Origin of the sequence: Ensifer sp., assembly GCF_035999135.1 — a bacterium.
GTDB lineage: Bacteria > Pseudomonadota > Alphaproteobacteria > Rhizobiales > Rhizobiaceae > Ensifer.
This window is the reverse complement of the sequence record NZ_DASYGZ010000042.1, coordinates 1-20604: the sequence shown is the minus strand read 5'-3', so window position 1 is coordinate 20604 and position 20604 is coordinate 1. Positions and strand designations below refer to the sequence as shown.

The following is a 20604-nucleotide window of genomic DNA, read 5'->3' as shown; positions in this document are numbered from 1 at the left end:
ACCCGGAAACGAGCGGAGGACCGCATACACTTTTTCTCGCTCCGCGCTACGTCAAACGCCTGATAGCACCACCCATGCTTGACTCCAATTCCTGAATTATGTCAACTTTCAGAAAATGTGATCACAAAAAGAGATTTGCGATATGTCGCTCGACGCGGAAGATCCCAGCGCATTCAAGGCATGGCTCGAGCAGAACGGGCCGATCGAAAGCATCCAGGCGGTGGTCTGCGACCTCAACGGCATCATGCGGGGAAAGCGCGTTCCGGTGGAGCAGGCGGCCAAGGTTCTTGGCGGCGGTATTCGCATGCCGCTGTCGATCGTCGGCGTCGACGTCTGGGGCGAAGACATCATCAACAGCGAGCAGGTGTTTGCGAGCGGCGACCGTGACGGTATCTGCGGCGTCACCGGTCGCGGCGCGCTGCCGGTCAACTGGACTTCGCGGCCGAGCGCACTCGTGCCGCTCTGGCTGCAGCTCGAGGACGGCAAGCCGTTCCTCGCCGATCCGCGCCAGGCCTTGGCGGCGATCGTGCGCGAATACAAGGAACTCGGCCTTCGTCCCGTTGTTGCGACGGAGCTTGAGTTCTACCTGATCGATCCGGAGCCCGACAGCGCGGTGCCGCCGATCTCGCCCTATACCGGCAAGCGGCTCGATTCCGACGCGATCCTGTCGATCGACGAACTCGACGATTTCGGCGAATTCTTCTCCGACGTCTACAAGGAATGCGCCCGACAGAACGTGCCGGCGGATGCGGCGATCGCCGAAAATGGCATCGGCCAGTTCGAGATCAACCTGCTCCACACCGATGACCCGCTGAAGGCGGCTGACGACGCGATCTTCTTCAAGCGCATCGTCAAGGGCGTGGCACGCAAGCACGGGCTCGCCGCAACCTTCATGGCCAAGCCCTACGGCACCCGTTCAGGCAACGGCCTGCACATCCATTTCAGCCTGCTCGACGAGGAGGGCAACAACGTCTTCAACGACGGCAGCGACGAGGGTTCGCCGATGCTGAAGAACGCCGTCGCCGGCCTGCTGCGCGGCATGGCCGAGACGACGCTTTTGTTTGCGCCCCACTTCAATTCCTATAGGCGGCTGCGACCGGATACCCACGCGCCGACCGCTGTCTGCTGGGGCTACGAGAACCGCACCTCGGCGATCCGCATTCCCGGCGGCAATCCGAATGCGCGCCGCATCGAGCACCGCGTCGCCGGTGCCGACGCCAATCCCTATCTCGTCATCGCCGCGATCCTCGGCGCCGCCTTGGTCGGCATCCGCAACAAGTGGAAGCCGCCGGCGCCGGTTTCGGGTCGGGCCTATGCAGCGGAGAAACTGCCCAAAATTCCCTCCGATTGGGGGCAGGCGGTCGACACCTTCGAGGCTGGACCGATTGCCGCCGAAATCTTCGATCCCGTGCTGCGCTCGATGCTGATCGCCTGCAAACGCCAGGAGATCGCCGGCTTTGCCGAGCAGGTCACGGATTACGAATTCAGCGCCTATCTGGAAATCGTCTGATGCTTACCAAACAGAAATCCTATGCCGGTGACGGCAGCTATCCGACCAGCTATTACGCCGCCTCGCGCAACATCATCCGCACGCCGGTCCGGCTTCAGGGCCGGGTCGAGACCGATATCTGCGTCGTCGGCGCCGGGTACTCCGGAATGTCGACGGCAATCCATCTTGCCGAAAAGGGCTACAAGGTCGTCGTCGTCGAAGGGGCACAGATCGGCTGGGGTGCTTCCGGCCGCAATGGCGGCCAGGTGGTCAACGGTCTCAACGCCAGCCTGTCGACCATTCAGCGCCGCTATGGCGACGAAGCTGCGCGCTTCATCGGCGGGCTGGTGCAGGAAGGCGGCAAGATCATCCGCCGCCTCGTCAGCCAGTACCAGATCGACTGCGATCTGAAGCCCGGCAATATCTACGCCGCCTACACGCCGGCGCACATGAAGGAACTGGAAGCCAAGCAGGCGCTCTGGCGCAAATACGGTATGGACGACCACCAGCTGCTCGACCGTGAGGCACTCGCCAAGCTGGTGAAGTCGGACGCCTATTGCGGCGGCATGCTGGACACGACCGGCGGCCACATGCACCCGCTCAACCTCGTGCTCGGCGAAGCACGCGCCTTCGAGAGCATCGGCGGCACGATCTATGAACAGTCGCCGGTAACGCGCGTCGACCACGAGGCGGCGCGTCCGACCGTCTATACCGAAGGCGGTGAGGTTTCTGCGCGCATCGTCGTTCTCTGCGGCAATGCCTATCTCGGCGACGCCGTGCCAAAGCTCGTGTCGCGGGTCATGCCGGTTTCTACGCAGATGATCACGACGGCACCGCTCGGCGAAGAGCTCGCCCATTCGCTGATCCCGAGCGACATGTGCGTCGAGGACGTGCGCTACATCCTCGACTATTTCCGTCTGTCCGCCGACAAGCGGATGATCTTCGGCGGCGGCACCGTCTATGGCGGAACCGACCCGGCTGACGTTGTCGCCAAGCTGAAGCCCAACCTCGAAAAGGTGTTCCCGCAGCTGAAGGGCGTGAAGATCGATTACGCCTGGAGCGGCAACTTCGCACTCTCCTTCACCCGCGTGCCGCAGATGGGCCGGATCGGCAGCAATACCTATTTCGCCCATGGCTACAGCGGCCACGGCGTCACCGGTTCGCACCTCTTCGGTCGTACGCTTGCCGAGGCGATCGACGGCGACACGACCCGCTACGACGTCTTTGAAAAACTGCCGTGGTATCCGTTCCCGGGCGGGCGCATGTTCCGCGCGCAGTATTCGACGATCGGCTCCTGGTGGTACCAGTTCAAGGACGCGGCCGGTCTCTAGGTCGCGCACCGATAAACTGCTGGCGGTAGGTGCCAGGTTCTGATGCAAGCTTCGACCTCGTCGAACGCTTCTTCAGCAAACACAAGCACGTCCGCGCCGTCGCCATCTGCTTCGAAAAGCACAGCGAAGCGACCGTGCTCACGTCAAATTCGCTTGAACCAAAGTCTGGATGCGCTTGATGGGCCCGTGCGCTAGAAAAGCGCCTCGAACGCTCGGAGAGGCGTTCAGGCAGGAGCCCGAACATGATCAAGATGAGTGTCTACTATCCGGCCGATGGCGGTTCGAAGTTCGATCACGACTACTATCGCACCCGCCACATGCCGCTGATCCAGGAACGGCTCGGCGATGCCTGCCTGCGCTACGAGATCGATAAGGGCCTTGCGGGTCGCGAACCTGGAAGCGCGCCGGAGTTCGTCGCGGCGTGTCATGTCTATTCGCCGAGTCTTACGGCATTCCAGGAGGCGTTGGGTCCCCACCGCGCGGAGATCTCCGCGGACGTCGCCAACTATACGGACATCGCTCCCATCGTTCAGATCAGCGAAGTCGTTGAATGGTAGGGGCTTCGCCGTAGCGTTCGGATGAACGTGCGGCTGCAGGAACAATCGGCTGACGGTCGCGTTTCTGGCATGCGGGTTGCTGCTTTTGCGGCGACCCGCTGCGTTTCGTGTCGTGGCGAATGTGTTCCGCCCGCCTTCGCGATGCGATACTATCGATCTTCTGTGGCAACGGCGCCCGTCTCAAAAGGTTGCCGTTGCGTCTCTGCGATCGGTGCCCGTCTTGGCGCGGCTTGCTTCCGCGCAACGGATACCAATAAGCGCCCGCGGATCCCGCGGGCAGGCAAGCGGGGAGCCCGTCGCTCCCGATTGATGTCCTGGGAGGCCCGAGATGTTCGTGCGCTTTGGCTATGAAATGGGCATCCGCTGTCCACAGCCGACCCCGATGATGACCTATCTTTCCGTCCTGCCGGAACGGCGCGCAAGCTTGCGGCGCGAACATGGGCCGGTCTGCTCGCCGATCGTCGGGATGGAGCAGCTCACCGATCCGCACGGCAACACCTGCTTCCGGATGACGGTGCCGGAAGGGGATTTCAAACTTTCCTACGACGCGGTGATCGAGGACGATGGCCGGCTCGACGCCACGGACCCGCTGGCGGACGCGGTGCCCGTCGAAAACCTGCCCGGCGAATGGCTGCCCTATCTTGCGGCCAGCCGCTACTGCGAGACGGACCGGCTTGGCGGGCTTGCCTGGCGGCTGTTCGGCGACGTGCCGGCCGGCTGGGAGCGGGTGCGGGCCATTTGCGACTATGTGCATGAGCGCCTCGTCTTCAGCTACGGCTATGCGCAGACCATGCGCACCGCGCTTGAGGCCCATGAAGATCGCGTCGGCGTCAGCCGCGATTATGCGCATCTGGCGATCGCGTTTTGCCGCTGCATGAACATGCCGGCCCGTTATGTGAACGGCTACATGGCCGACATCCCGAAAAGCGAGAACCCGGCGCCGATGGACTTCAATGCCTGGTTCGAGGTTTTTCTCGGCGACCAATGGCATACGTTCGACGCCAAGAACAACCAGCGGCGGGCAGGACGGATCGCCGTCGCGCGTGGCCGTGATGCGGCCGACATCCCGCTGATCCAGACTTTCGGCAAGCATGAGCTGACAGGCTTTACCGTCTGGACCTGCGTGGAGGCCGACAGCGCACTGACGCGCTCGCATCGCGGCTCTGATGTGTCGCTGCTGACGCCGTGGTTCAGCGAGACCTGGTCGAAGCACATCCAGGACCGCGACCGCAATCGGCATTGACGACCGTTTGCAGGGCCGAACGATTTTTTAAGGTCCGCGCCATTTCAGGAAAATAATATCTATAAACTCAATCGAGAATATAGGAGAACAAGAGAGAAGGCGGGCAACGTCCGCCAATCACGGAGAGACGCGATGAACGCTTCGAGGCCGATGGTCCAATCCCGATACGCGCTTTATGCCTCCGCACCTCCGCGCCGGTCGGTCGTCCATCTGGTCCCGCACGCGATCGCCATCGCCGCCGCGTTCTCCTTTGTCAGCGCCATTGTTATCGGCGCCCTCTAATTCTTCCCTGATCTCAGCTCTGGCGCGAGAGATGCTCGTGCACGGCGATCCAGTCGCCTGACGATGCCCGACGGAACACGATCGTCTCGCGCTCGTCCGCATTGGCCGGTTCGCCATTGAACTCCAGTTCCGTCTCCACGCGGTGGGTGAAGACCGCAACGTCGCCCACCGCCTGAACGTGCCGCTCGCTCGACCGGCAGGCGCGGACGCGAAAACCATCTCGTTCTTCCCACAGCGACCATTCCGCCTCATAGGCCTCGCGGCTTAGGAGCGGCCGGTCCAGCGTGTGGAAGATGAAGGTGGCATCCGGCGCGAAGGCTGCGAAATAGGCCGCGCGATCGTGCCGGGCGAAGGCCGCAACCAGTGTGTCGGCGGCGGCGAGCACCGACCGTTCGAGATCTTGCATAGTGTTATTTCCTCCCAGTGTCCGAAGCATCACTCCGGCCGTGTTTTTGTGTGATCAGCGCGTGGCGATGAGTGTTGCAAGCGGTCGGTTCTGGCGAGAAACGCGGGCCTTCAGGTCGTCCAGCGACATCGTCTCGCGCTTGGCGAATTCGGTGAACATCGTGTTGAGATTGTGGAAGAGCATCTCTCCGACAGCCTCGGCATCGACATCGATCGCCACCACGCCCTTGGCCTTCAGCTTGAGAATGAGGGTCGAGACCTGATCGCAGAGCCGGCGGTCGAGCTCGGTGTAGCGCTTGCTGAAGGGGCTTTCCGGCTGCTGGATGGAGATCGCCATGGCGGTGCGCCACATCTCCTTGCTCAGATAGTACAGCGAGTGGTCGTAATATTCGCCGATCAGCGCGTCCAAGGCACCCATAACGGAGGCGGGTGGATTGTCGACGATCGCCCGGCCGGCACTGAGCACTTCCTCGACTTCCATCGAGACGGTCGCAAGCAGGATGTCGCCCTTGTTTTCGTAATAATTGTAGAAGGTTCCGACCGAGATCTCGGCGCGCTCGGCAATGTCCTCGATGCGCGCGCTGTCGTAGCCCACTTCCCGAAAGAGCGCGCTGGCGGCGTCGAGAATACGCCGGTTCCTGTCGGCCTTTTGCCGTGCGCGCAGTCCCGTCATCTGATGGTTCCCCGAATTATGAACTGGTTCAAAATTGAGATTGACTTAAAAAATGAATTCATTCAATCTTTTTTTGAAGACGCCGAAACGAGTGTCAAAACAAGAGGGCAACAGCATGATGAAGTCAGTTCGTGACGGTGCGCGCCTGCGCCGATTTTTCTCCTCCACCGCCGCAATCGCGGTCGCCGCACTCTCGACGGTGGCAGCCCCCGCGCCGGTCTTTGCTCAGGAAGAGCTCAATGCGCTCGTCTGGTGCGACCACACCGATCCGGCGCTGCTCGAGCCGTTCGAGAAGGCCAATGACGTCAAGGTCAACGTCAAGGTCTATGAGGGCACCGGGGCAGGGCTCTCGATCCTCGATCAGTCGCAGCCGGGCGACTGGGACGTGCTCGTCATCGACGGCGTCGACGTTCACCGCGCCATCGATCTCGATCTCTTGGCCGAAATGCCGGCCGATGCATTGCCGACCGCCGACATCTTCCCGGAAGTGCGCATGGAGGCGAACAACACCAAGGACGGCAAGACCTACGCCGTCACCGAGAAGTTCGGCTACAACACGATTTCCTACGACAAGACCAAGGTCGACCCGAAGGACATGCAGGACCTCTCGGTCATCTGGTCGGACAAGTACAAGGGCCGCATCGCGCTCTATGACTATTACCTGCCGATGATCGGTCTCGTCGGTCTTGGCCTCGGCAAGAAGACCTCCGAGCTTTCCGAAGCCGACATGCCGGCGATCAAGGAGAAGCTTGCGGCGATGCGGGCCGTGTCGAAGCAGGTCAGCGACGTCGTCTCCTCGCAGACGGCCCTTGCGACCGGCGAAGTCGACATCCTCGTCGGCGGCGGCGAATGGATCACCGCCGTTCTCTCTGCCGACAAGCCGAGCCTCGACTGGACCATTCCCGAGCAGGGCGCCGTGCGCTGGGCGCAATCGATCGGCGTGATGAGGGATTCGACCAAGCAGGATCTGGCGCTGAAGTTCGTGCAGTACATCGTAAGCCCCGAGGGTCAGGCGCGGCTTGCGACATCGTCCTGCTACTGGGCGATGCCGGCAAATGCCAAGGCGGGCGAATTCCTTACCGACCAGCAGAAGGCGGCGCTGCGCTTCGACCAGCAGGCCGAATACCTGAAGAAGACTCAGCTCTATCCGATCCCGTCGGCCGAACTGGACCAGCAGTTCCAGGATGCCTGGACCGAGATGCTGCAGCAGTAACGACTGGTGCGGGCGCGGCCAGTGCTGCGCCCGCCTGATCTTCGTTGTGGGCCGCTTCGGCGGCGCAAGGGCAAACCATGCCCGCAACCCTTGAACCCGGGATAGCCATGGCAGACGCCGGAACCTTTGTGACAGCGACAGCGCTTGAAGACGCCGACCGCCGCAAGGCGTGGGGGTTCGTCGCTCCGGCGCTTCTGTGGACCATCGCCTTCTTCGTCGTTCCCTTCGCCTTCATGGCGGCGATGAGCCTCTGGAAGCGGGAAGGGCGGGACCTCGTCCGCGCCTGGAACTTTGACAACTACACACGATTCCTCTCCGAAAACGCGCTGTTCCAGGGGCTCGTCAATTCGCTGGAAATCACCGTCATCGTCACGGTGATTTCGGTGCTGCTTGCCTATCCGCTCGCCTGGATCATCGCCGAGCGGGTGCCGAAGCGGCTGCAGCGCATGGCGCTGATCCTGGCGATCCTGCCGTTCTGGACCTCCTATGTGGTGCGTTCCTATTCCTGGCTGCTGGTCTTGTCGAAGAACGGCGTGATCAACCAGCTGTTCCTGAACATTGGCCTGATCTCGGAGCCGCTGGCGCTTGCCAGTACCCGCACGGCAACGGTGATCGGCTTCGTGCATTTCTTCGTCATGCTCCTGACGCTGACGATCTATTCCAACCTGATCCAGTTGTCGCCGAACTATCGGCGTGCGGCGGCCGACCTTGGCGCCAACGCTTTCCAGACCTTCTGGCACGTGGTGCTGCCCTTGACGCTGCCGGGCATCATGACCGGCGCCTTCCTCACCTTCGTGCTCTGCATCGGAGACTACGTCACGCCGCAGATCCTCGGTGGCAACAACGAGCTGGTGCTGCCGCAGATCATCATGCTGCAGCTCGGCCGCCGGGCGGATTTCCCGATGGCTGCAGCGCTGTCGATCGTGCTGATGCTCGCCGTTACCATCGCCTATATCGCCTGCGCCCGCTGGCTGAAGATCGAGAGGGCCTGACGATGCTGCGCCAGATCTCCGCAAGCGTGCTCTCCTGGACCTATCTCGTCCTCGTCTACGCCTTCATCTTCCTGCCGGTCGCCGTGCTGGTGCTGTTTTCTTTCCAGGACGGTCGCCTGCCGGTGCCGCCGTTCAACGGCTTTTCGCTGCAATGGTACGAGGCGGTGTTCGCCGACCGCAAGCTGATGGCAGCGCTCGGCAACTCGATGGTCGTCGCGCTCGTCTCCTCCACCATCTCCGTATTGCTCGGCTTTCTCGCGGCCTATGCCCTGGCGCGCTACAAGCTGCCGGGCTCGGCGCTGCAGCGCGGCCTGCTGATCGCGCCGATGACCGTCAGCTACCTGATCATCGCGCTTGGCCTGCTTTCGCTGATGAACGCGCTGCACATTCCACTGTCGCTGATGACGGTCGGCATCGGTCACGTGGTGATCAACCTGCCGCTCTGCTTTGCCATCATCTATGCCTCGATGGGCGATCACCATATCAACATCGAACGGGCAGCACGCGATCTCGGCGCCAACGATTTCAAGGTGATGGCGCTGGTGACGGCGCCGATGCTGATGCCGTCGATCCTCGCCGCCTTCTTCCTCTCAGTCACCTTCAGCTGGGACGAGTTCATCATCGCCTTCCTCTTGTCGCGCTTCGACGTGACGCTGCCGGTCGAGATCTGGAGCCTGCTGCGCTCCGGTCTCAACCCCAAGACCAATGCCATCGGCTCGCTGGTGTTCCTCGCCTCCGTCGCCGTGCTTCTCATCCTTGAGCTTTCCCTGTTCGGAAGGACGAAAAAACAATGACCGCTTCCGTCTCGATCGAAAACGTCAGCAAGATCTTCGGCGCTTTCACCGCGCTGGACAACGTCTCCCTCGATATTCGGGCCGGCGAGTTCATCGTGCTGCTCGGACCGTCGGGCTGCGGCAAGACCACGCTTTTGTCGATCCTCGGCGGCTTCCAGTCGCCAAGTGCTGGCCGCGTGACGATCGCCGGGCAGGACATGACCTATGTGGCGCCGGCCAAGCGCCCGACGACGACGATGTTCCAGGACTATGCACTGTTTCCGCACATGCGCCTCGTCGACAATGTCGGCTTTGGCCTCCGGATGCGCGGTCTTGCCAAGGCCGAGCGCGACGAAAAGGCGCTCGGCTTCCTCGATCTCGTGGGCCTGAAAGCGTCGGCCGGCAAGCGGCCGCATGAGCTCTCGGGCGGCCAGCGCCAGCGCGTGGCGCTCGCCCGCGCGCTTGCCGTCGATCCGGATGTGCTTCTGCTCGACGAACCGCTCGGCGCGCTCGACCTGAAGCTTCGCCGCCAGATGCAGGACGAGCTGAAGGCGATCCAGAAGCGGGTCGGCACCACCTTCGTGCATGTGACCCACGACCAGGAAGAGGCGATGGCGATCGCCGACCGCATCGTGGTGATGAACCAGGGGAGGATCGAGGATTTCGGCCCGCCGTCTGAGATCTACATGCGGCCGCGCTCGCTGTTTTCGGCGGGTTTCATGGGTGAGGTCAATTTCGTCTCCGGCCGTGTCGCGGCGGCTGACGCAAGCTCCGCTCATGTTGAAACACCGCTCGGCAGCCTGGCATTGCCGGCGAAGAACTTTACCGCATCCGCGCCAAAAGCCGGCGATCGCATCACGCTGACCATCCGGCCGGAACATTTCCGCGCCGACGACAAGGCGGGAGGGCCGACGGTGGCGCTTGGCGAGGCGCGCGTCGCCGGCAGCGCCTTCTTCGGCACCCACTATCGTTGCCACCTGCAGCCTTGCGCCACGGACACCAGGGCGCTGGTGGCGCATCTGCCGCAATCGGCAAGCGTGCGCGAAGGCGAGATCGTGCCACTTGCGGTGCGCGCCAGCGACGTCGTAGCCTTGCCCGCGTCAGGCGGACATGCGTAGCACCATGCAGAGAATTGCCCCCAGGGACTGGTATCGCGTCAGGCGGCTCGACGATGGCGTCACCGCCATCGACGAGCCCTACATCCAGGAATTCTATCGCTGCAACATCTGGCATGTGCGCGGCCGTGACCGCGACATGCTGGTCGATAGCGGTATGGGCGTCGTGTCGCTTCGCGAATGGGTGCCGCTGGTCACAGAGCGCGCCCTGGACGCCGTCGCCAGCCACACCCATTTCGACCACATCGGCTGCCATCACGAGTTCGCGTGCCGCTGCGTGCATGTTGCCGAGGCGGATCTTCTCTCCCGTCCGACACGCAAGAACACGCTCGCCGACCCCTATGTCGCCGACGACATCTTCGACGCGCTGCCACCCGAGCCCTATCTCTCCACCACTTATGCGGTGAAGGCCGCGCCGGCGACGCGGCTCCTGGAGGACGGCGACCATATCGACCTCGGCGACCGGGTGTTCGAGGTGATCCACACGCCCGGCCATTCGCCCGGCGGCATCGCGCTGTTCGAGGCGAAGACCGGCGTCCTGTTCTCCGGCGACATCCTCTACGATGGCCCGCTGATCGAGGACACCTATCATTCCAATGCCGACGACTACCTGGCGTCGATGGAACGGCTGCTGACGATACCCGCGCGTATCGTTCACGGCGGACATTTTCCGAGCTTTTCCGGTGAGCGTTATCGCGCGCTGATCCGGAACTGGCTTGCCGAAAAACAAAAGACAAACTGACGGGAAGGAGGAGCGAATGCTCGACAAACGCAAGTTCTACATCAACGGCGCCTGGGTGGATCCCATCGTCGCCAACGACCTCGAGGTGCTGAACCCGGCGACGGAAAAGCCTGTTGCCGTGATCTCGATGGGTACGGCCGCGGACATCGACCGGGCGGTTGCCGCCGCCAAGAAGGCCTTTGCCACCTATAGCCAGACGAGCGTCGAGGAGCGCCTGGCGCTGCTCGAAAAGCTGCTTGCCGCCTATAAGCGCCGCTACGACGAGATGGTCGACACCATCACCATGGAACTCGGCGCGCCGAAGACTATGACCCGCGAACAGCAGGCCGATGTCGGCGTCGGTCACCTGCAGGGCTTCATCGATGCGCTGAAGCGCCTGAAGAGCCGCGATCGGCTGCCAAACGGCGACGTGATCCTGCGCGAGCCGATCGGCGTTTGCGGCCTGATCACGCCGTGGAACTGGCCGATCAACCAGATCGCGCTGAAGGTTGTGCCGGCGCTTGCGACTGGTTCGACCTGCATCCTGAAGCCGAGCGAATTCACGCCGCTCAACGCCATGCTCTATGCCGAGATGATCGATGAAGCCGGTTTCCCGGCCGGTGTCTTCAACCTCGTCAACGGCGACGGCCTCAATGCCGGTGCCGTGCTTTCCAAGCACCGCGACATTGACATGATGTCGTTCACCGGATCGACCCGTGCCGGCATTGCTGTCAGCAAGGATGCGGCCGAGACCGTCAAGCGCGTGACGCTGGAACTCGGCGGCAAGTCGCCGAACATCGTCTTTGCTGATGCCGATCTCGAAGATCGCGTCACCGGCAGCGTGCTCGAATGCTTCAACAACTCCGGCCAGTCCTGCGATGCGCCGACCCGCATGCTGGTCGAGCGCAGCGTCTATGACCATGTGGTCGAGATCGCCAAGCGCGTCGGCCGCGAGGCCAAGGTCGGTGACCCGACCCAGGAAGGAAGCCACATCGGGCCGCTCGTCAGCGACGTCCAGTTCGGCCGGGTGCAGGCGCTGATCGAGGCAGGCATCGCCGAAGGCGCGCGCCTCATCGTCGGCGGCGCCGGCAAGCCCGAGGGCTTCGAGACCGGCTACTTCGTCAAGCCGACCATCTTTGCCGACGTGAACAACGACATGCGCATCGCCCGCGAGGAGGTGTTCGGTCCGGTGCTCGCGATCATCCCCTTCGACACCGAGGAGGAAGCGATCGCCGTTGCCAACGACACCAACTACGGTCTCGCCGCCTATGTCCAGACGGGCGACCCGAAGCGGGCCGAGCGCGTCGCCGCTCGCCTGCGCGCCGGCATGGTGCACATCAATGGCGGCCCGCACCGCTACGGCAGCCCGTTCGGCGGCTACAAGCAGTCGGGCAACGGTCGCGAGGGCGGCATGTTCGGCCTTGAGGACTTTCTCGAGGTGAAGACCGTGCACGTTCCGGACGCTGCCTGACGAAACGAAGCATCGCGTCTGTCAGATGCGACAGAGAATCCGACGGCCGCCCTCTCTGTTGAGGGCGGCCGTCAGCGTTTGGGTGGGCGATTTATTGCGACTGTCGCTGATGCCGGTCTTCTGTTAGCAGCCGTGTTGAGGGCGCGATGGTCGCCTGCAAGCAGAATAGCGACATTGCCGTGACCCCAGTACCCACCAATGCTTCCTCCCATAACCGTCTCGCCATGGCAGCGCTCCTCATCGGCGGCGCCGCGATCGGCGGCTCGCCTATCTTCGTGCGGTTGTCGGAGGTGGGGCCGATGGCGACCGCCTTCTGGCGGGTGGCGCTGGCGTTGATCCCGCTTCTTGCCTGGTCGTGGTTTCGCGGCGAGGGCGACAACGACCGGCGGCCGCAGAAGCTTTCGGAGTATGCTCTGCTGATCCTTCCAGGCGTGTTCCTGGCGATCGATCTTGCGGCCTGGCATTACGCGCTGACGAAGACGTCGGTCGCCAATGCGACACTGCTTGCCAATCTTGCGCCCGTTTTCGTGACGCTTGCCAGCTGGCTGCTCTTCCGTTCGCGCGTGAGTTTGGTCTTTGCCATCGGACTGGCGACGGCAATCGTCGGTGTGGTCACCCTCAAGGGCGGACCGATGGCGCTCGCCGACGGCAATCTGCTCGGCGATGGCGTCGCCGTCGTCGCCGCCATGTTCTATGCCGGCTATATCCTGGCGATCGGACGGCTGCGCAGCCTCTTCAGTACGATCAGGATCATGGTCTGGAGCACGGCGTCGGCGGCCATCTGCATGCTGCCGATCGTACTTCTGTCGGAGCCGACGCTGTTGCCACCAACCGTGTTCGGCTGGGCGATGCTGTTCGGCCTTGCCTTCGTCAGCCACGCCGGCGGGCAGGTGGCGATCACCTATGCGCTCGCCTATCTGCCGCCCGCCTTTTCCTCGCTGACCCTGCTGTTGCAGCCGGTGGTCGCGGCGATCCTCGCCTGGATGCTGCTGGCCGAACCGGTCGGCCTGTTGCAGGCGATCGGCGGCGCGATCGTTCTTGTCGGGATCCTGATCGCGCGGCGTGGATAACGCCGCGCATTCTTCGGTTACTTCAAAGTCTCAAAGGCCTGGTGGCGTGAAGTTCGCCAGCCGCTCTTCGAGCTTGCGTATCGTGTCTGCGTCCGCATTGGCGAAAGCGAAGCGCAGGTAGTTTTCCTGGCCCTCGCCGAAATAGTCGCCCGGCAGGCAGACGACGCCGGCGAGTTTTGCCAGTTTCTCGGCGATGAACTGCGAGTCGATGTCGGGGAAGGGGTGGCGCACATAGGCGAAGTAGGCGCCGACCGCCTGCAGCTTCCACTTCGGCAGGCGGCTCATCACATCGCGCAGCGCATCGGCGCGGGCGGCGATCTCGGCGCGGTTGGCCTGACGCCACTCGACAAGCGCGGGAATGGCCTTGGCGACGGCCGCCTGGGCGGAACGCGGCGCGCAGATCTGCAGATTGTCCATGATCTTCGTCACCTGCTCGATGACTTTGGGGCCGGCGGTGATCGCGCCCAGACGATGGCCCGGAATGCAGAAGGATTTGGAGAAGCTGTAGAGGCCGATGAAGCTGTCCTGCCATCCCTCCGTTGCCAGAAGGCCGTGCGGTGCCGCGGACGCGTCGGGCAGGAAGTCGCGATAGGTTTCGTCAAGGATCAGCCAGACGCCCTTGGCGCGGCAGGCCTCGTGGATGCGGGCGAGCAGCTCCGGCGGATAGACGGCGCCGGTCGGGTTGTTGGGCGAGACGAGCGCGAGCGCGCGGATGCCGGGATGAAGGGCCGCGGCGATCGCGTCCACCTCAGGCAGGAAGCCTGCGCCGGCGTCGCAGGGCACCAGCTCGACATTGATGCCGAGCATCGACAGCGTCGTTTCCTGGTTGAAGTAATAGGGGTTGGTCATCAGGATCGTATCGCCCGCGCCGGCAATCGCCATCGCCGTGCAGATGAAGGCCTGGTTGCAGCCCGAGGTGATGTGGATGTTGTCGGCGGTGACCGCAGCGCCATAGAGCCCGGCGACGTGGCCGGCATAGCCCTCGCGCAATTCCGCTTCGCCCTCGATCGCGCCGTAGCCGGCATAAGCGGTGGAGGCGGCGGCCTCGCCGAGCCAGGCGAGCATATCCGGGTGGGCGGGATATCCGGGCACGGCCTGCGACAGGTCGATCAGCGGGCCACGGGAGCCGTCGTAGGATTTCGCCCAGGCGAGCACCGATGGGACGGGCGGCGGCGAGAGCTTTTCGACGAGCGGGTTGAAATGCGGCATGGCGGGTGTTCCTGCGTTAGATAGTGTCAGGCGGGATGCGGGCGGAAAACCGTATACATCCCGCTTCAGGCTTTGGCTTTGCGTTTCTGCGGACGGTCGGGGCGGCGGGCGTGGCTCGGCGCCGAGACCGGCTGAAAACCATCCTTGCCCGATTTACGATCTGTCGGCTCCAATTTCGAGGCCCGGCTGCGAATAATCGTGCGCGCCGAGGTCTGGAGCTCCGGCATCGGATCGCTTTCGAGCGTTGCGAACATCCAGTCGATGAAGATGCGCACGATCGGGGCCGCCAGCACCTCGTTGCGGCAGGCGACGAAAAAGGCGTCGTTGGCCGGCACGGTCAGGTCGAAGGGCGCGATCAGCTCGCCGCGTGCGATCAGGCTGCCGGCGGTAATCGTGTCACCAAGTGCGACGCCCTGATTGTGAAGGGCTGCTTCGGTCGAAAGCCGGGCATCGCTCATGAAGTGCTGCCGCCCGCGCTGCAGGTCGCTGGCATCGGCCGCCGCCAGCCAGGTGTTCCACTCGCGGCCGTCGTCGCCGTGCAGCATCACGTGGTCGCGCAGATCCCGCACCGAACGCAACGGTCGCATGTTGAGCAGCGTGGGGCTCACCACCGGGAACAGTTCGAGCCGGCTCCAGAGCTTCGCCCAGGCGCCCGACCAGTTGCCGTCGCCATAGATCAGGCAGACATCGACATCGGGCGAATGCAGGTAGGCCTCGTCGTTGGAGGCGATCAGCGTCAGCCGCACGTCCGGATACTGTTCGGTGAAGAGATGCAGCCGCGGGATCAGCCAGAAGGAGAGCAGTGCCGGAACGCAGGTGATCCGGAGCTCGCCGCTCGTCGTCGGCCGCGTCATCGCAGCGGTCGCTGCAGCGATTTCGGCAAAGGCGTGGGTGACGGCCGGCAAGAGCAGCGCGCCCTGCGGCGTCAGTTTCAGCCGCTTGCCGCCGCGCTCAAACAGCGCCGCCTTGACCGAGAGTTCCAGCGCCCGGATCTGGTGGCTGATTGCGCCATGGGTGACGTTGAGTTCGCGTGCGGCCGCCGACACGGAGCCCCGCCGCGCCGTCGCTTCGAAGGCGCGCAAGGGGTTCAGGGGTGGCAGGCGGCTGGACAAGGCGGCGTGTTCCGGCGGGTGCTATGATGTGAATTTTTCTCACACGAAACGCTATAACAATGTCAATTGATTTTCTAGGGGAATTGCCGCCTAATATTCGTCAACAAAGGCGAAAACGCCTGGGGAACATGAACGCGCCGGACGAGCCGGCCCTTTCCACGGACAGATCTCTGTGGCGCCCTTGCGCGCATGCCTCAGGCTATGGAAGACGGAGGATTGAACCGATGGCCTGGAACGACAACAAGCTTGCCGAATTGAAGGCGAAATACGGCGAAAGCCATGGCGGCGAGCTGTTCGATCCGACCTTCCGCAAGGTCGCCGACAAGATCTTCAACAAGAGCGGCACGCGCCTTGCGCCCTATTCCGGCATCCCGACGTTCCTGACCGCGCCGCACATGCCCGTCGATGCGGAAAATCCGGATTTCGGCAATCTGCAGGTGGCGATGGTCGGCATTCCCATGGATCTCGGCGTCACCAACCGTCCGGGCTCGCGCTTCGGACCCCGGGCGCTGCGCACGATCGAGCGCATCGGCCCCTATAACCACGTGCTCGGCTGCACGCCGGTGCAGGAACTGCGCGTCGCCGACATTGGCGACGTGCCGTTCCAGAGCCGTTACCGGCTGGAGCTCAGCCATGACGACATCGAAAAGCGCATCAACCAGATCGTCGATGCCGGCGTTCTGCCGCTGTCGGTCGGTGGCGACCATTCGATCACCCATCCGATCCTCAAGGCCGTCGGCAAGAAGCGTCCGGTCGGCATGATCCATATCGACGCGCACTGCGACACGGGCGGCGCCTACGACCTCACCAAGTTCCACCACGGCGGCCCGTTCCGCAATGCCGTGCTCGACGGCGTGCTCGACCCGACCCGCGTCGTGCAGATCGGCATTCGCGGCTCGGCCGAATATCTCTGGGAGTTCTCCTACGAGTCCGGCATGACCGTGATCCATGCGGAGGAAGTGACCGGTCTCGGCATTCCCGCGATCATCGAGAAGGCGAAGAAGATCGTCGGCGACGGCCCGACCTATCTCTCGTTCGACATCGACAGCCTCGACCCAAGCTTCGCGCCGGGCACCGGTACGCCGGAAGTCGGCGGCCTGACCACCCGCGAGGTGCTGGAACTGATCCGCGGCCTCAAGGGTATCAACCTTGTCGGCGGCGATGTCGTCGAAGTGGCGCCGCAGTATGACTCGACCACCAACACGGCCCATGCGGGTGCGCAGGTGCTGTTCGAAATCCTGAGCCTCATGGTCTTCAGCCCGGCAATCATGGGCAAGTCCGCCTGAGGCCAACAAACGTTCGTCGGCTGCCGGACCGGAAACGGCGGCCGACCACCAGACACCACAATCACAAAGCTTCCGGGTAGGGGAATTCCAATGACGATCCATTCGAAACTGAAGACAGCCTTCGCCGCCGCCCTGATGCTGGGCGCTGCCGCCGGCATCGCCAAGGCCGATGCGCTCGCCGACATCAAGTCCGCCGGCCAGATCAATGTCGGCATTTTCTCCGACTTCCCGCCCTTCTCTTCGGCGAGCGCCGACATGAGCATCAAGGGCTATGACGTCGACGTCGCCCAGCAGATCGCCGACGATCTCGGCGTCAAGCTCAACCTCGTCAGCGTCACCGGCCAGAACCGCATTCCCTATCTCAACGACAAGCGTGTCGACATCCTGATGAGCGTCGGCTTCTCCAAGGAGCGCGCCGAAGTGATCGACTTCGCCGCGGCCTATGCGCCTTACTACATTGCCGTCATCGGCCCGGCCGAACTGAAGGTCGCCGGCAAGGAAGACCTCGCCGAGAAGACGATCGCCGTCAACCGCGGCACGCTCGAAGACACGTCGCTCACCGAGGCGGCGCCTGCAAACGCCGACATCCAGCGCTTCGACAACTACAACGCGGTCATCCAGGCCTTCATCTCCGGCCAGACCCAGCTGATGGTTGTCGGCAACGACGTCGGCGCCCAGGTGCTGGCGCGCCAGGAAGCCTTGAAGCCGGAGCAGAAGTTCCAGCTTCTGACTTCGCCGTCGCATATCGGCCTCAACAAGAACGAAGAGGGCCTGAAGAAGGCCGTCAACGACGTGGTCGCCAAGATGCTCTCGGACGGCAAGCTGAACGCGAGCTCCGAGGCCTGGCTGAAGACGCCGCTCAACCCCGAAAACCTCAAGGACTAACAAGCCTGGTGGCCGCGAGGGTTATGCCCTCGCGGCCCGCTTGAGGAAAGGTTGCGACGATGGGCTACGGCCTCAGCTTCGGTTGGCTCAAGGACGCCGCGGGTGCGATCGCTCACGGCGCGGCCATGACCGTGTTCCTGATCGCCTGCACCACGGTGCTCGGCATCCTGATCAGCATTCTCTTTGCCGCCGCCCGCCGCAGCCGCTACGGCGTGCTGCGCAAGGCGGTCGCCGTCTATGTCGAAGTTGTCAGGAACACGCCGTTCCTGGTGCAGCTGTTCTTCATCTACTTCGGCCTGCCGAGCCTCGGGATCAGGCTCGACCCGATCGTCGCTGCCATCGTCGCGATGACGCTCAACATGGCGGCCTACACGACCGAGATCGTTGGCGCTGGGCTCGACGCCGTTCCGAAGGGCCAGAGCGAGGCTGCCTTCGCGCTCGGGCTGAAACAGAGGCAGGTCTTCATCAAGATCATCCTGCCGCAGGCACTGAAGGTGATCTTCCCGGCACTCACCAGTCAGGTGATCATCATGATGCTGGAATCGGCCGTCGTCTCGCAGATCGCGGTCAGGGAACTGGCGCACGAGGCGGACCTCTTGCAGGCCCGCACCTTCCGATCGTTCGAGACCTATTTCGTCGTCACCCTGATCTATCTCGCCCTGTCGATGGCCGTGCGGCGGCTGTTCGTTGCCGGCGGCCGACGTGTGCTTGGAGCGGGCGTGTCATGATCGAATTCACCTTCTGGGACATTCTGCGCAATCTGATCTTTGCCACCCGCTGGACCGTGCTTCTGTCGGCGGTCGCCTTTGCCGGCGGAGCCGCGGTCGGGCTCGCCATCCTGGCTGCCCGTATCTCCGAGCGCCGCTGGTTGCGCCGCTTCGGTTCCGGCTACATCGCGCTCTTCCAGGGCACGCCGCTCCTGATGCAGCTGTTCCTGATGTTCTTCGGCCTGCCGATGCTCGGTTTCCGGATCGAGCCCTGGACGGCGGCGGCCCTCGGGCTCACCTTCTATGCGAGCGCCTATCTTGCGGAGATCTGGCGGGGCGGGGTGGAAGCGCTGCCGCGCGGGCAGTGGGACGCCGGTGCGAGCCTCGGGCTGCACCGGTTGCAGGAACTGCGCCTCGTCATCCTGCCGCAGGCCTTTGCCATCACCCGGCCGGCCGCGGTCGGCTTCCTCGTGCAGCTGATCAAGAGCACCGCGCTCACCTCGATCATCGGCTTCGAGGAGCTTCTCAGAACCGCCAATGCGATCAATAATGCCACCTTCGAACCTTTCAAGGTCTATGGGCTGGTCGCGGTGATCTTCTTCGTGCTGTGTTATCCGCTGACGCAATATGCGCGCATGCTGGAGCGGAGGGCGCCGGTGCATTAGGGCATCGGATTTCGGGCGCATGTTGATCGCGCCGAGCACTGAAAACATGTAAGGAATCAACTACAACAGGGAACGAGGCGGCAAACGCCGAAACAAAGGAGAACGAGAATGATCACCACTTCCATCAAGCGCCGGACGCTGCTCGGCGCCGGCCTTGCCGGCGCATCGATGCTGGCAATGCCGTCGATCCTGCGCGCGCAGGACAAGTCGCTGAAGGTCGGCGTCTATGGCGGCTACTTCAAGGATTCGTTCGACAAGAACATCTTCCCGGAATTCACCAAGGCGACCGGCATCGCGATTGAATCGATCGCCGAACCGACCGGCGAAGCCTGGCTCGTGCAGCTTGAGCAGGCCGCCCGCGCCGGCCAGGCGCCGGCCGACGTCTCGATGATGTCGCAGGTGGCGATGCTCAAGGGCCAGTCGACCGACCTCTGGACGCCGCTCGACACCACCAAGATGAAGAACGCCTCGAACCTGCTCGACCGCTTCGTCAACAAGTACCCGGATGGCCGCATCGCCGGCATCGGCGCCGTTTCCTGGTACATCACGCTCGTCACCAACACCGACGTCTACAAGGAAGCGCCGACCTCCTGGACCGCCTTCTGGGATCCGGCGAATGCCGACAAGCTCGGCCTGCTCGCGCTCGTTTCCAACTCCTTCCTGCTCGAAGTGACGGCGAAGACCTTCTTCGGTGGCACCAATGCACTCGACACGGAAGAGGGCTTGCTCAAGGCCTTCGACAAGCTTGCCGAAGTCAAGCCGAACGTCCGGCTCTGGTACCGCGACGAGGCGCAGTTCGAGCAGTCGCTGAAGTCGGGCGAAATTCCGATGGGCCAGTATTACCACGACGTGACCGGCCTTGCCGCCGCTGACGGCCACCCGGTCCGCTCCACCTTCCCCAAGGAAGGCGGCATTCAGGATTCCGGTTGCTGGGCGCTGTCGCGCGCCTCGCAGAAGTCCGAGGAAGCGCATATCTTCATCGACTACATGTGCCAGCCCTCGATCCAGGCAACGCTGTCGCGCAAGGTCGGCACGTCCCCGACCGTCAAGCGCGAGGTCACCGACCTGACCGACAAGGAATTCGCAGCCGTCTCGTCCGACATCGAGCCGATCATTCCGCGTTACGATCTCTACCAGACCAAGTCGGATTGGCTGAACCAGAAGTGGACCGAGCTGATCGTCGGCTGATCCCGCCTGCTTCCCGGGGAACCGGGGAGCGCCACAAGCGAAACGACGGGGAGGGGCTTATTGCCGCTCCCCGCCCGAAACCCTCCCATGAGGCGGAGGGGACCATCCTCGCGGAGACACAATGTCCGGACTTGCCCTTCAAAACGTCGTCAAGGAATTCGGAGCCTTCAGGGCCGTCAACAATGTCGACCTGACCGTGCCACACGGAACCTTCGTC

Annotated in this window: 21 protein-coding genes; 17 read left to right on the top strand and 4 right to left on the bottom strand. The window is 63.3% G+C overall.

Going from position 1 to position 20604, the window contains the following annotated elements:
* Nucleotides 1-142 precede the first annotated feature (142 nt).
* The 5 genes from VGO12_RS04085 to VGO12_RS04065 all read left to right on the top strand — a co-directional run bounded on the left by VGO12_RS04085 (nt 143) and on the right by VGO12_RS04065 (nt 4902).
* Nucleotides 143-1510 (top strand): glutamine synthetase family protein, encoded by a 1368-nt coding sequence (locus VGO12_RS04085; RefSeq protein ID WP_327511439.1) that lies wholly within the window; start codon nt 143-145, stop codon nt 1508-1510.
* Nucleotides 1507-2820 (top strand): FAD-binding oxidoreductase, encoded by a 1314-nt coding sequence (locus VGO12_RS04080; protein WP_327511451.1) that lies wholly within the window; start codon nt 1507-1509, stop codon nt 2818-2820. The genes VGO12_RS04085 and VGO12_RS04080 overlap by 4 nt, the downstream gene beginning before the upstream one ends.
* 242 nt (nt 2821-3062) lie before the next feature.
* Nucleotides 3063-3377: an EthD family reductase gene (locus VGO12_RS04075; RefSeq protein ID WP_327511438.1), complete on the top strand. Its 315-nt coding sequence runs from the start codon at nt 3063-3065 to the stop codon at nt 3375-3377.
* A gap of 328 nt (nt 3378-3705) precedes the next feature.
* Nucleotides 3706-4620, top strand: a complete 915-nt coding sequence (locus tag VGO12_RS04070; protein ID WP_327511437.1) for a transglutaminase family protein — start codon at nt 3706-3708, stop codon at nt 4618-4620.
* Nucleotides 4621-4752: 132 nt separating this feature from the next.
* Nucleotides 4753-4902, top strand: a complete 150-nt coding sequence (locus tag VGO12_RS04065) for a hypothetical protein (protein WP_327511436.1) — start codon at nt 4753-4755, stop codon at nt 4900-4902.
* 13 nt (nt 4903-4915) lie between these two features.
* Here VGO12_RS04065 and VGO12_RS04060 read toward each other — a convergent pair whose 3' ends face one another.
* Nucleotides 4916-5308, bottom strand: coding sequence for a YybH family protein (locus VGO12_RS04060; RefSeq protein ID WP_327511435.1), 393 nt, complete (start codon nt 5306-5308; stop codon nt 4916-4918).
* Between the two features lie 54 nt (nt 5309-5362).
* Nucleotides 5363-5980, bottom strand: a complete 618-nt coding sequence (locus VGO12_RS04055; protein WP_327511434.1) for a TetR/AcrR family transcriptional regulator — start codon at nt 5978-5980, stop codon at nt 5363-5365.
* Between the two features lie 118 nt (nt 5981-6098).
* Between VGO12_RS04055 and VGO12_RS04050 the strand changes: the two genes are divergently transcribed.
* From VGO12_RS04050 to VGO12_RS04020, 7 genes are all read left to right on the top strand, one after another.
* Nucleotides 6099-7193: an ABC transporter substrate-binding protein gene (locus VGO12_RS04050; RefSeq protein ID WP_414650670.1), complete on the top strand. Its 1095-nt coding sequence runs from the start codon at nt 6099-6101 to the stop codon at nt 7191-7193.
* 128 nt (nt 7194-7321) lie between these two features.
* Nucleotides 7322-8185: an ABC transporter permease gene (locus tag VGO12_RS04045; RefSeq protein WP_327511450.1), complete on the top strand. Its 864-nt coding sequence runs from the start codon at nt 7322-7324 to the stop codon at nt 8183-8185.
* A gap of 2 nt (nt 8186-8187) precedes the next feature.
* On the top strand, nt 8188-8979 hold the full coding sequence (locus VGO12_RS04040; protein ID WP_327511432.1) for an ABC transporter permease: 792 nt from the start codon (nt 8188-8190) through the stop codon (nt 8977-8979).
* Nucleotides 8976-10076: an ABC transporter ATP-binding protein gene (locus tag VGO12_RS04035; protein ID WP_327511431.1), complete on the top strand. Its 1101-nt coding sequence runs from the start codon at nt 8976-8978 to the stop codon at nt 10074-10076. The genes VGO12_RS04040 and VGO12_RS04035 overlap by 4 nt, the downstream gene beginning before the upstream one ends.
* Before the next feature lie 4 nt (nt 10077-10080).
* On the top strand, nt 10081-10815 hold the full coding sequence (locus tag VGO12_RS04030; protein ID WP_327511430.1) for an MBL fold metallo-hydrolase: 735 nt from the start codon (nt 10081-10083) through the stop codon (nt 10813-10815).
* 16 nt (nt 10816-10831) lie between these two features.
* A complete protein-coding gene (locus tag VGO12_RS04025) occupies nt 10832-12265 on the top strand; it encodes an aldehyde dehydrogenase family protein (RefSeq protein WP_327511429.1) in 1434 nt (477 codons plus the stop codon).
* 146 nt (nt 12266-12411) lie between these two features.
* Nucleotides 12412-13335: a DMT family transporter gene (locus VGO12_RS04020; RefSeq protein ID WP_414650669.1), complete on the top strand. Its 924-nt coding sequence runs from the start codon at nt 12412-12414 to the stop codon at nt 13333-13335.
* A 30-nt stretch (nt 13336-13365) separates the two neighbouring features.
* Here the strand turns inward: VGO12_RS04020 and VGO12_RS04015 are convergent, their stop codons facing one another.
* Together VGO12_RS04015 and VGO12_RS04010 are read right to left on the bottom strand one after the other, a co-directional pair.
* Nucleotides 13366-14544, bottom strand: a complete 1179-nt coding sequence (locus VGO12_RS04015; protein ID WP_327511428.1) for an aminotransferase — start codon at nt 14542-14544, stop codon at nt 13366-13368.
* Between the two features lie 65 nt (nt 14545-14609).
* Nucleotides 14610-15656: a LysR substrate-binding domain-containing protein gene (locus VGO12_RS04010; protein WP_327511427.1), complete on the bottom strand. Its 1047-nt coding sequence runs from the start codon at nt 15654-15656 to the stop codon at nt 14610-14612.
* Between the two features lie 224 nt (nt 15657-15880).
* On the opposite strand from VGO12_RS04010, the gene speB reads away from it, so the two are divergent.
* From speB to VGO12_RS03985, 5 genes are all read left to right on the top strand, one after another.
* Nucleotides 15881-16942, top strand: coding sequence for an agmatinase (speB, locus tag VGO12_RS04005; protein ID WP_327511426.1), 1062 nt, complete (start codon nt 15881-15883; stop codon nt 16940-16942).
* 90 nt (nt 16943-17032) lie between these two features.
* Complete coding sequence (locus VGO12_RS04000; RefSeq protein WP_327511425.1) at nt 17033-17827, top strand: transporter substrate-binding domain-containing protein; 795 nt, start codon at nt 17033-17035, stop codon at nt 17825-17827.
* A 59-nt stretch (nt 17828-17886) separates the two neighbouring features.
* Nucleotides 17887-18555, top strand: a complete 669-nt coding sequence (locus VGO12_RS03995; protein ID WP_327511424.1) for an amino acid ABC transporter permease — start codon at nt 17887-17889, stop codon at nt 18553-18555.
* Nucleotides 18552-19199, top strand: a complete 648-nt coding sequence (locus tag VGO12_RS03990) for an amino acid ABC transporter permease (protein ID WP_327511423.1) — start codon at nt 18552-18554, stop codon at nt 19197-19199. The genes VGO12_RS03995 and VGO12_RS03990 overlap by 4 nt, the downstream gene beginning before the upstream one ends.
* 108 nt (nt 19200-19307) lie before the next feature.
* The gene (locus VGO12_RS03985) at nt 19308-20387 is read left to right on the top strand and encodes an ABC transporter substrate-binding protein (RefSeq protein ID WP_327511422.1); all 1080 of its coding nucleotides are present in this window, start codon (nt 19308-19310) and stop codon (nt 20385-20387) included.
* Nucleotides 20388-20604: the final 217 nt, after the last annotated feature.

What these genes read in the sequence shown, in the direction of transcription:
- VGO12_RS04085 (WP_327511439.1), top strand. Translation starts at nt 143, where the DNA reads ATGTCGCTCGACGCGGAAGATCCCAGCGCATTCAAGGCATGGCTCGAG.
- VGO12_RS04075 (WP_327511438.1), top strand. Translation starts at nt 3,063, where the DNA reads ATGATCAAGATGAGTGTCTACTATCCGGCCGATGGCGGTTCGAAGTTC.
- VGO12_RS04070 (WP_327511437.1), top strand. Translation starts at nt 3,706, where the DNA reads ATGTTCGTGCGCTTTGGCTATGAAATGGGCATCCGCTGTCCACAGCCG.
- VGO12_RS04065 (WP_327511436.1), top strand. Translation starts at nt 4,753, where the DNA reads ATGAACGCTTCGAGGCCGATGGTCCAATCCCGATACGCGCTTTATGCC.
- VGO12_RS04060 (WP_327511435.1), bottom strand. Translation starts at nt 5,308, where the DNA reads ATGCAAGATCTCGAACGGTCGGTGCTCGCCGCCGCCGACACACTGGTT.
- VGO12_RS04055 (WP_327511434.1), bottom strand. Translation starts at nt 5,980, where the DNA reads ATGACGGGACTGCGCGCACGGCAAAAGGCCGACAGGAACCGGCGTATT.
- VGO12_RS04050 (WP_414650670.1), top strand. Translation starts at nt 6,099, where the DNA reads ATGAAGTCAGTTCGTGACGGTGCGCGCCTGCGCCGATTTTTCTCCTCC.
- VGO12_RS04040 (WP_327511432.1), top strand. Translation starts at nt 8,188, where the DNA reads ATGCTGCGCCAGATCTCCGCAAGCGTGCTCTCCTGGACCTATCTCGTC.
- VGO12_RS04035 (WP_327511431.1), top strand. Translation starts at nt 8,976, where the DNA reads ATGACCGCTTCCGTCTCGATCGAAAACGTCAGCAAGATCTTCGGCGCT.
- VGO12_RS04030 (WP_327511430.1), top strand. Translation starts at nt 10,081, where the DNA reads ATGCAGAGAATTGCCCCCAGGGACTGGTATCGCGTCAGGCGGCTCGAC.
- VGO12_RS04025 (WP_327511429.1), top strand. Translation starts at nt 10,832, where the DNA reads ATGCTCGACAAACGCAAGTTCTACATCAACGGCGCCTGGGTGGATCCC.
- VGO12_RS04020 (WP_414650669.1), top strand. Translation starts at nt 12,412, where the DNA reads ATGGTCGCCTGCAAGCAGAATAGCGACATTGCCGTGACCCCAGTACCC.
- VGO12_RS04015 (WP_327511428.1), bottom strand. Translation starts at nt 14,544, where the DNA reads ATGCCGCATTTCAACCCGCTCGTCGAAAAGCTCTCGCCGCCGCCCGTC.
- speB (WP_327511426.1), top strand. Translation starts at nt 15,881, where the DNA reads ATGGCCTGGAACGACAACAAGCTTGCCGAATTGAAGGCGAAATACGGC.
- VGO12_RS04000 (WP_327511425.1), top strand. Translation starts at nt 17,033, where the DNA reads ATGACGATCCATTCGAAACTGAAGACAGCCTTCGCCGCCGCCCTGATG.
- VGO12_RS03995 (WP_327511424.1), top strand. Translation starts at nt 17,887, where the DNA reads ATGGGCTACGGCCTCAGCTTCGGTTGGCTCAAGGACGCCGCGGGTGCG.
- VGO12_RS03990 (WP_327511423.1), top strand. Translation starts at nt 18,552, where the DNA reads ATGATCGAATTCACCTTCTGGGACATTCTGCGCAATCTGATCTTTGCC.
- VGO12_RS03985 (WP_327511422.1), top strand. Translation starts at nt 19,308, where the DNA reads ATGATCACCACTTCCATCAAGCGCCGGACGCTGCTCGGCGCCGGCCTT.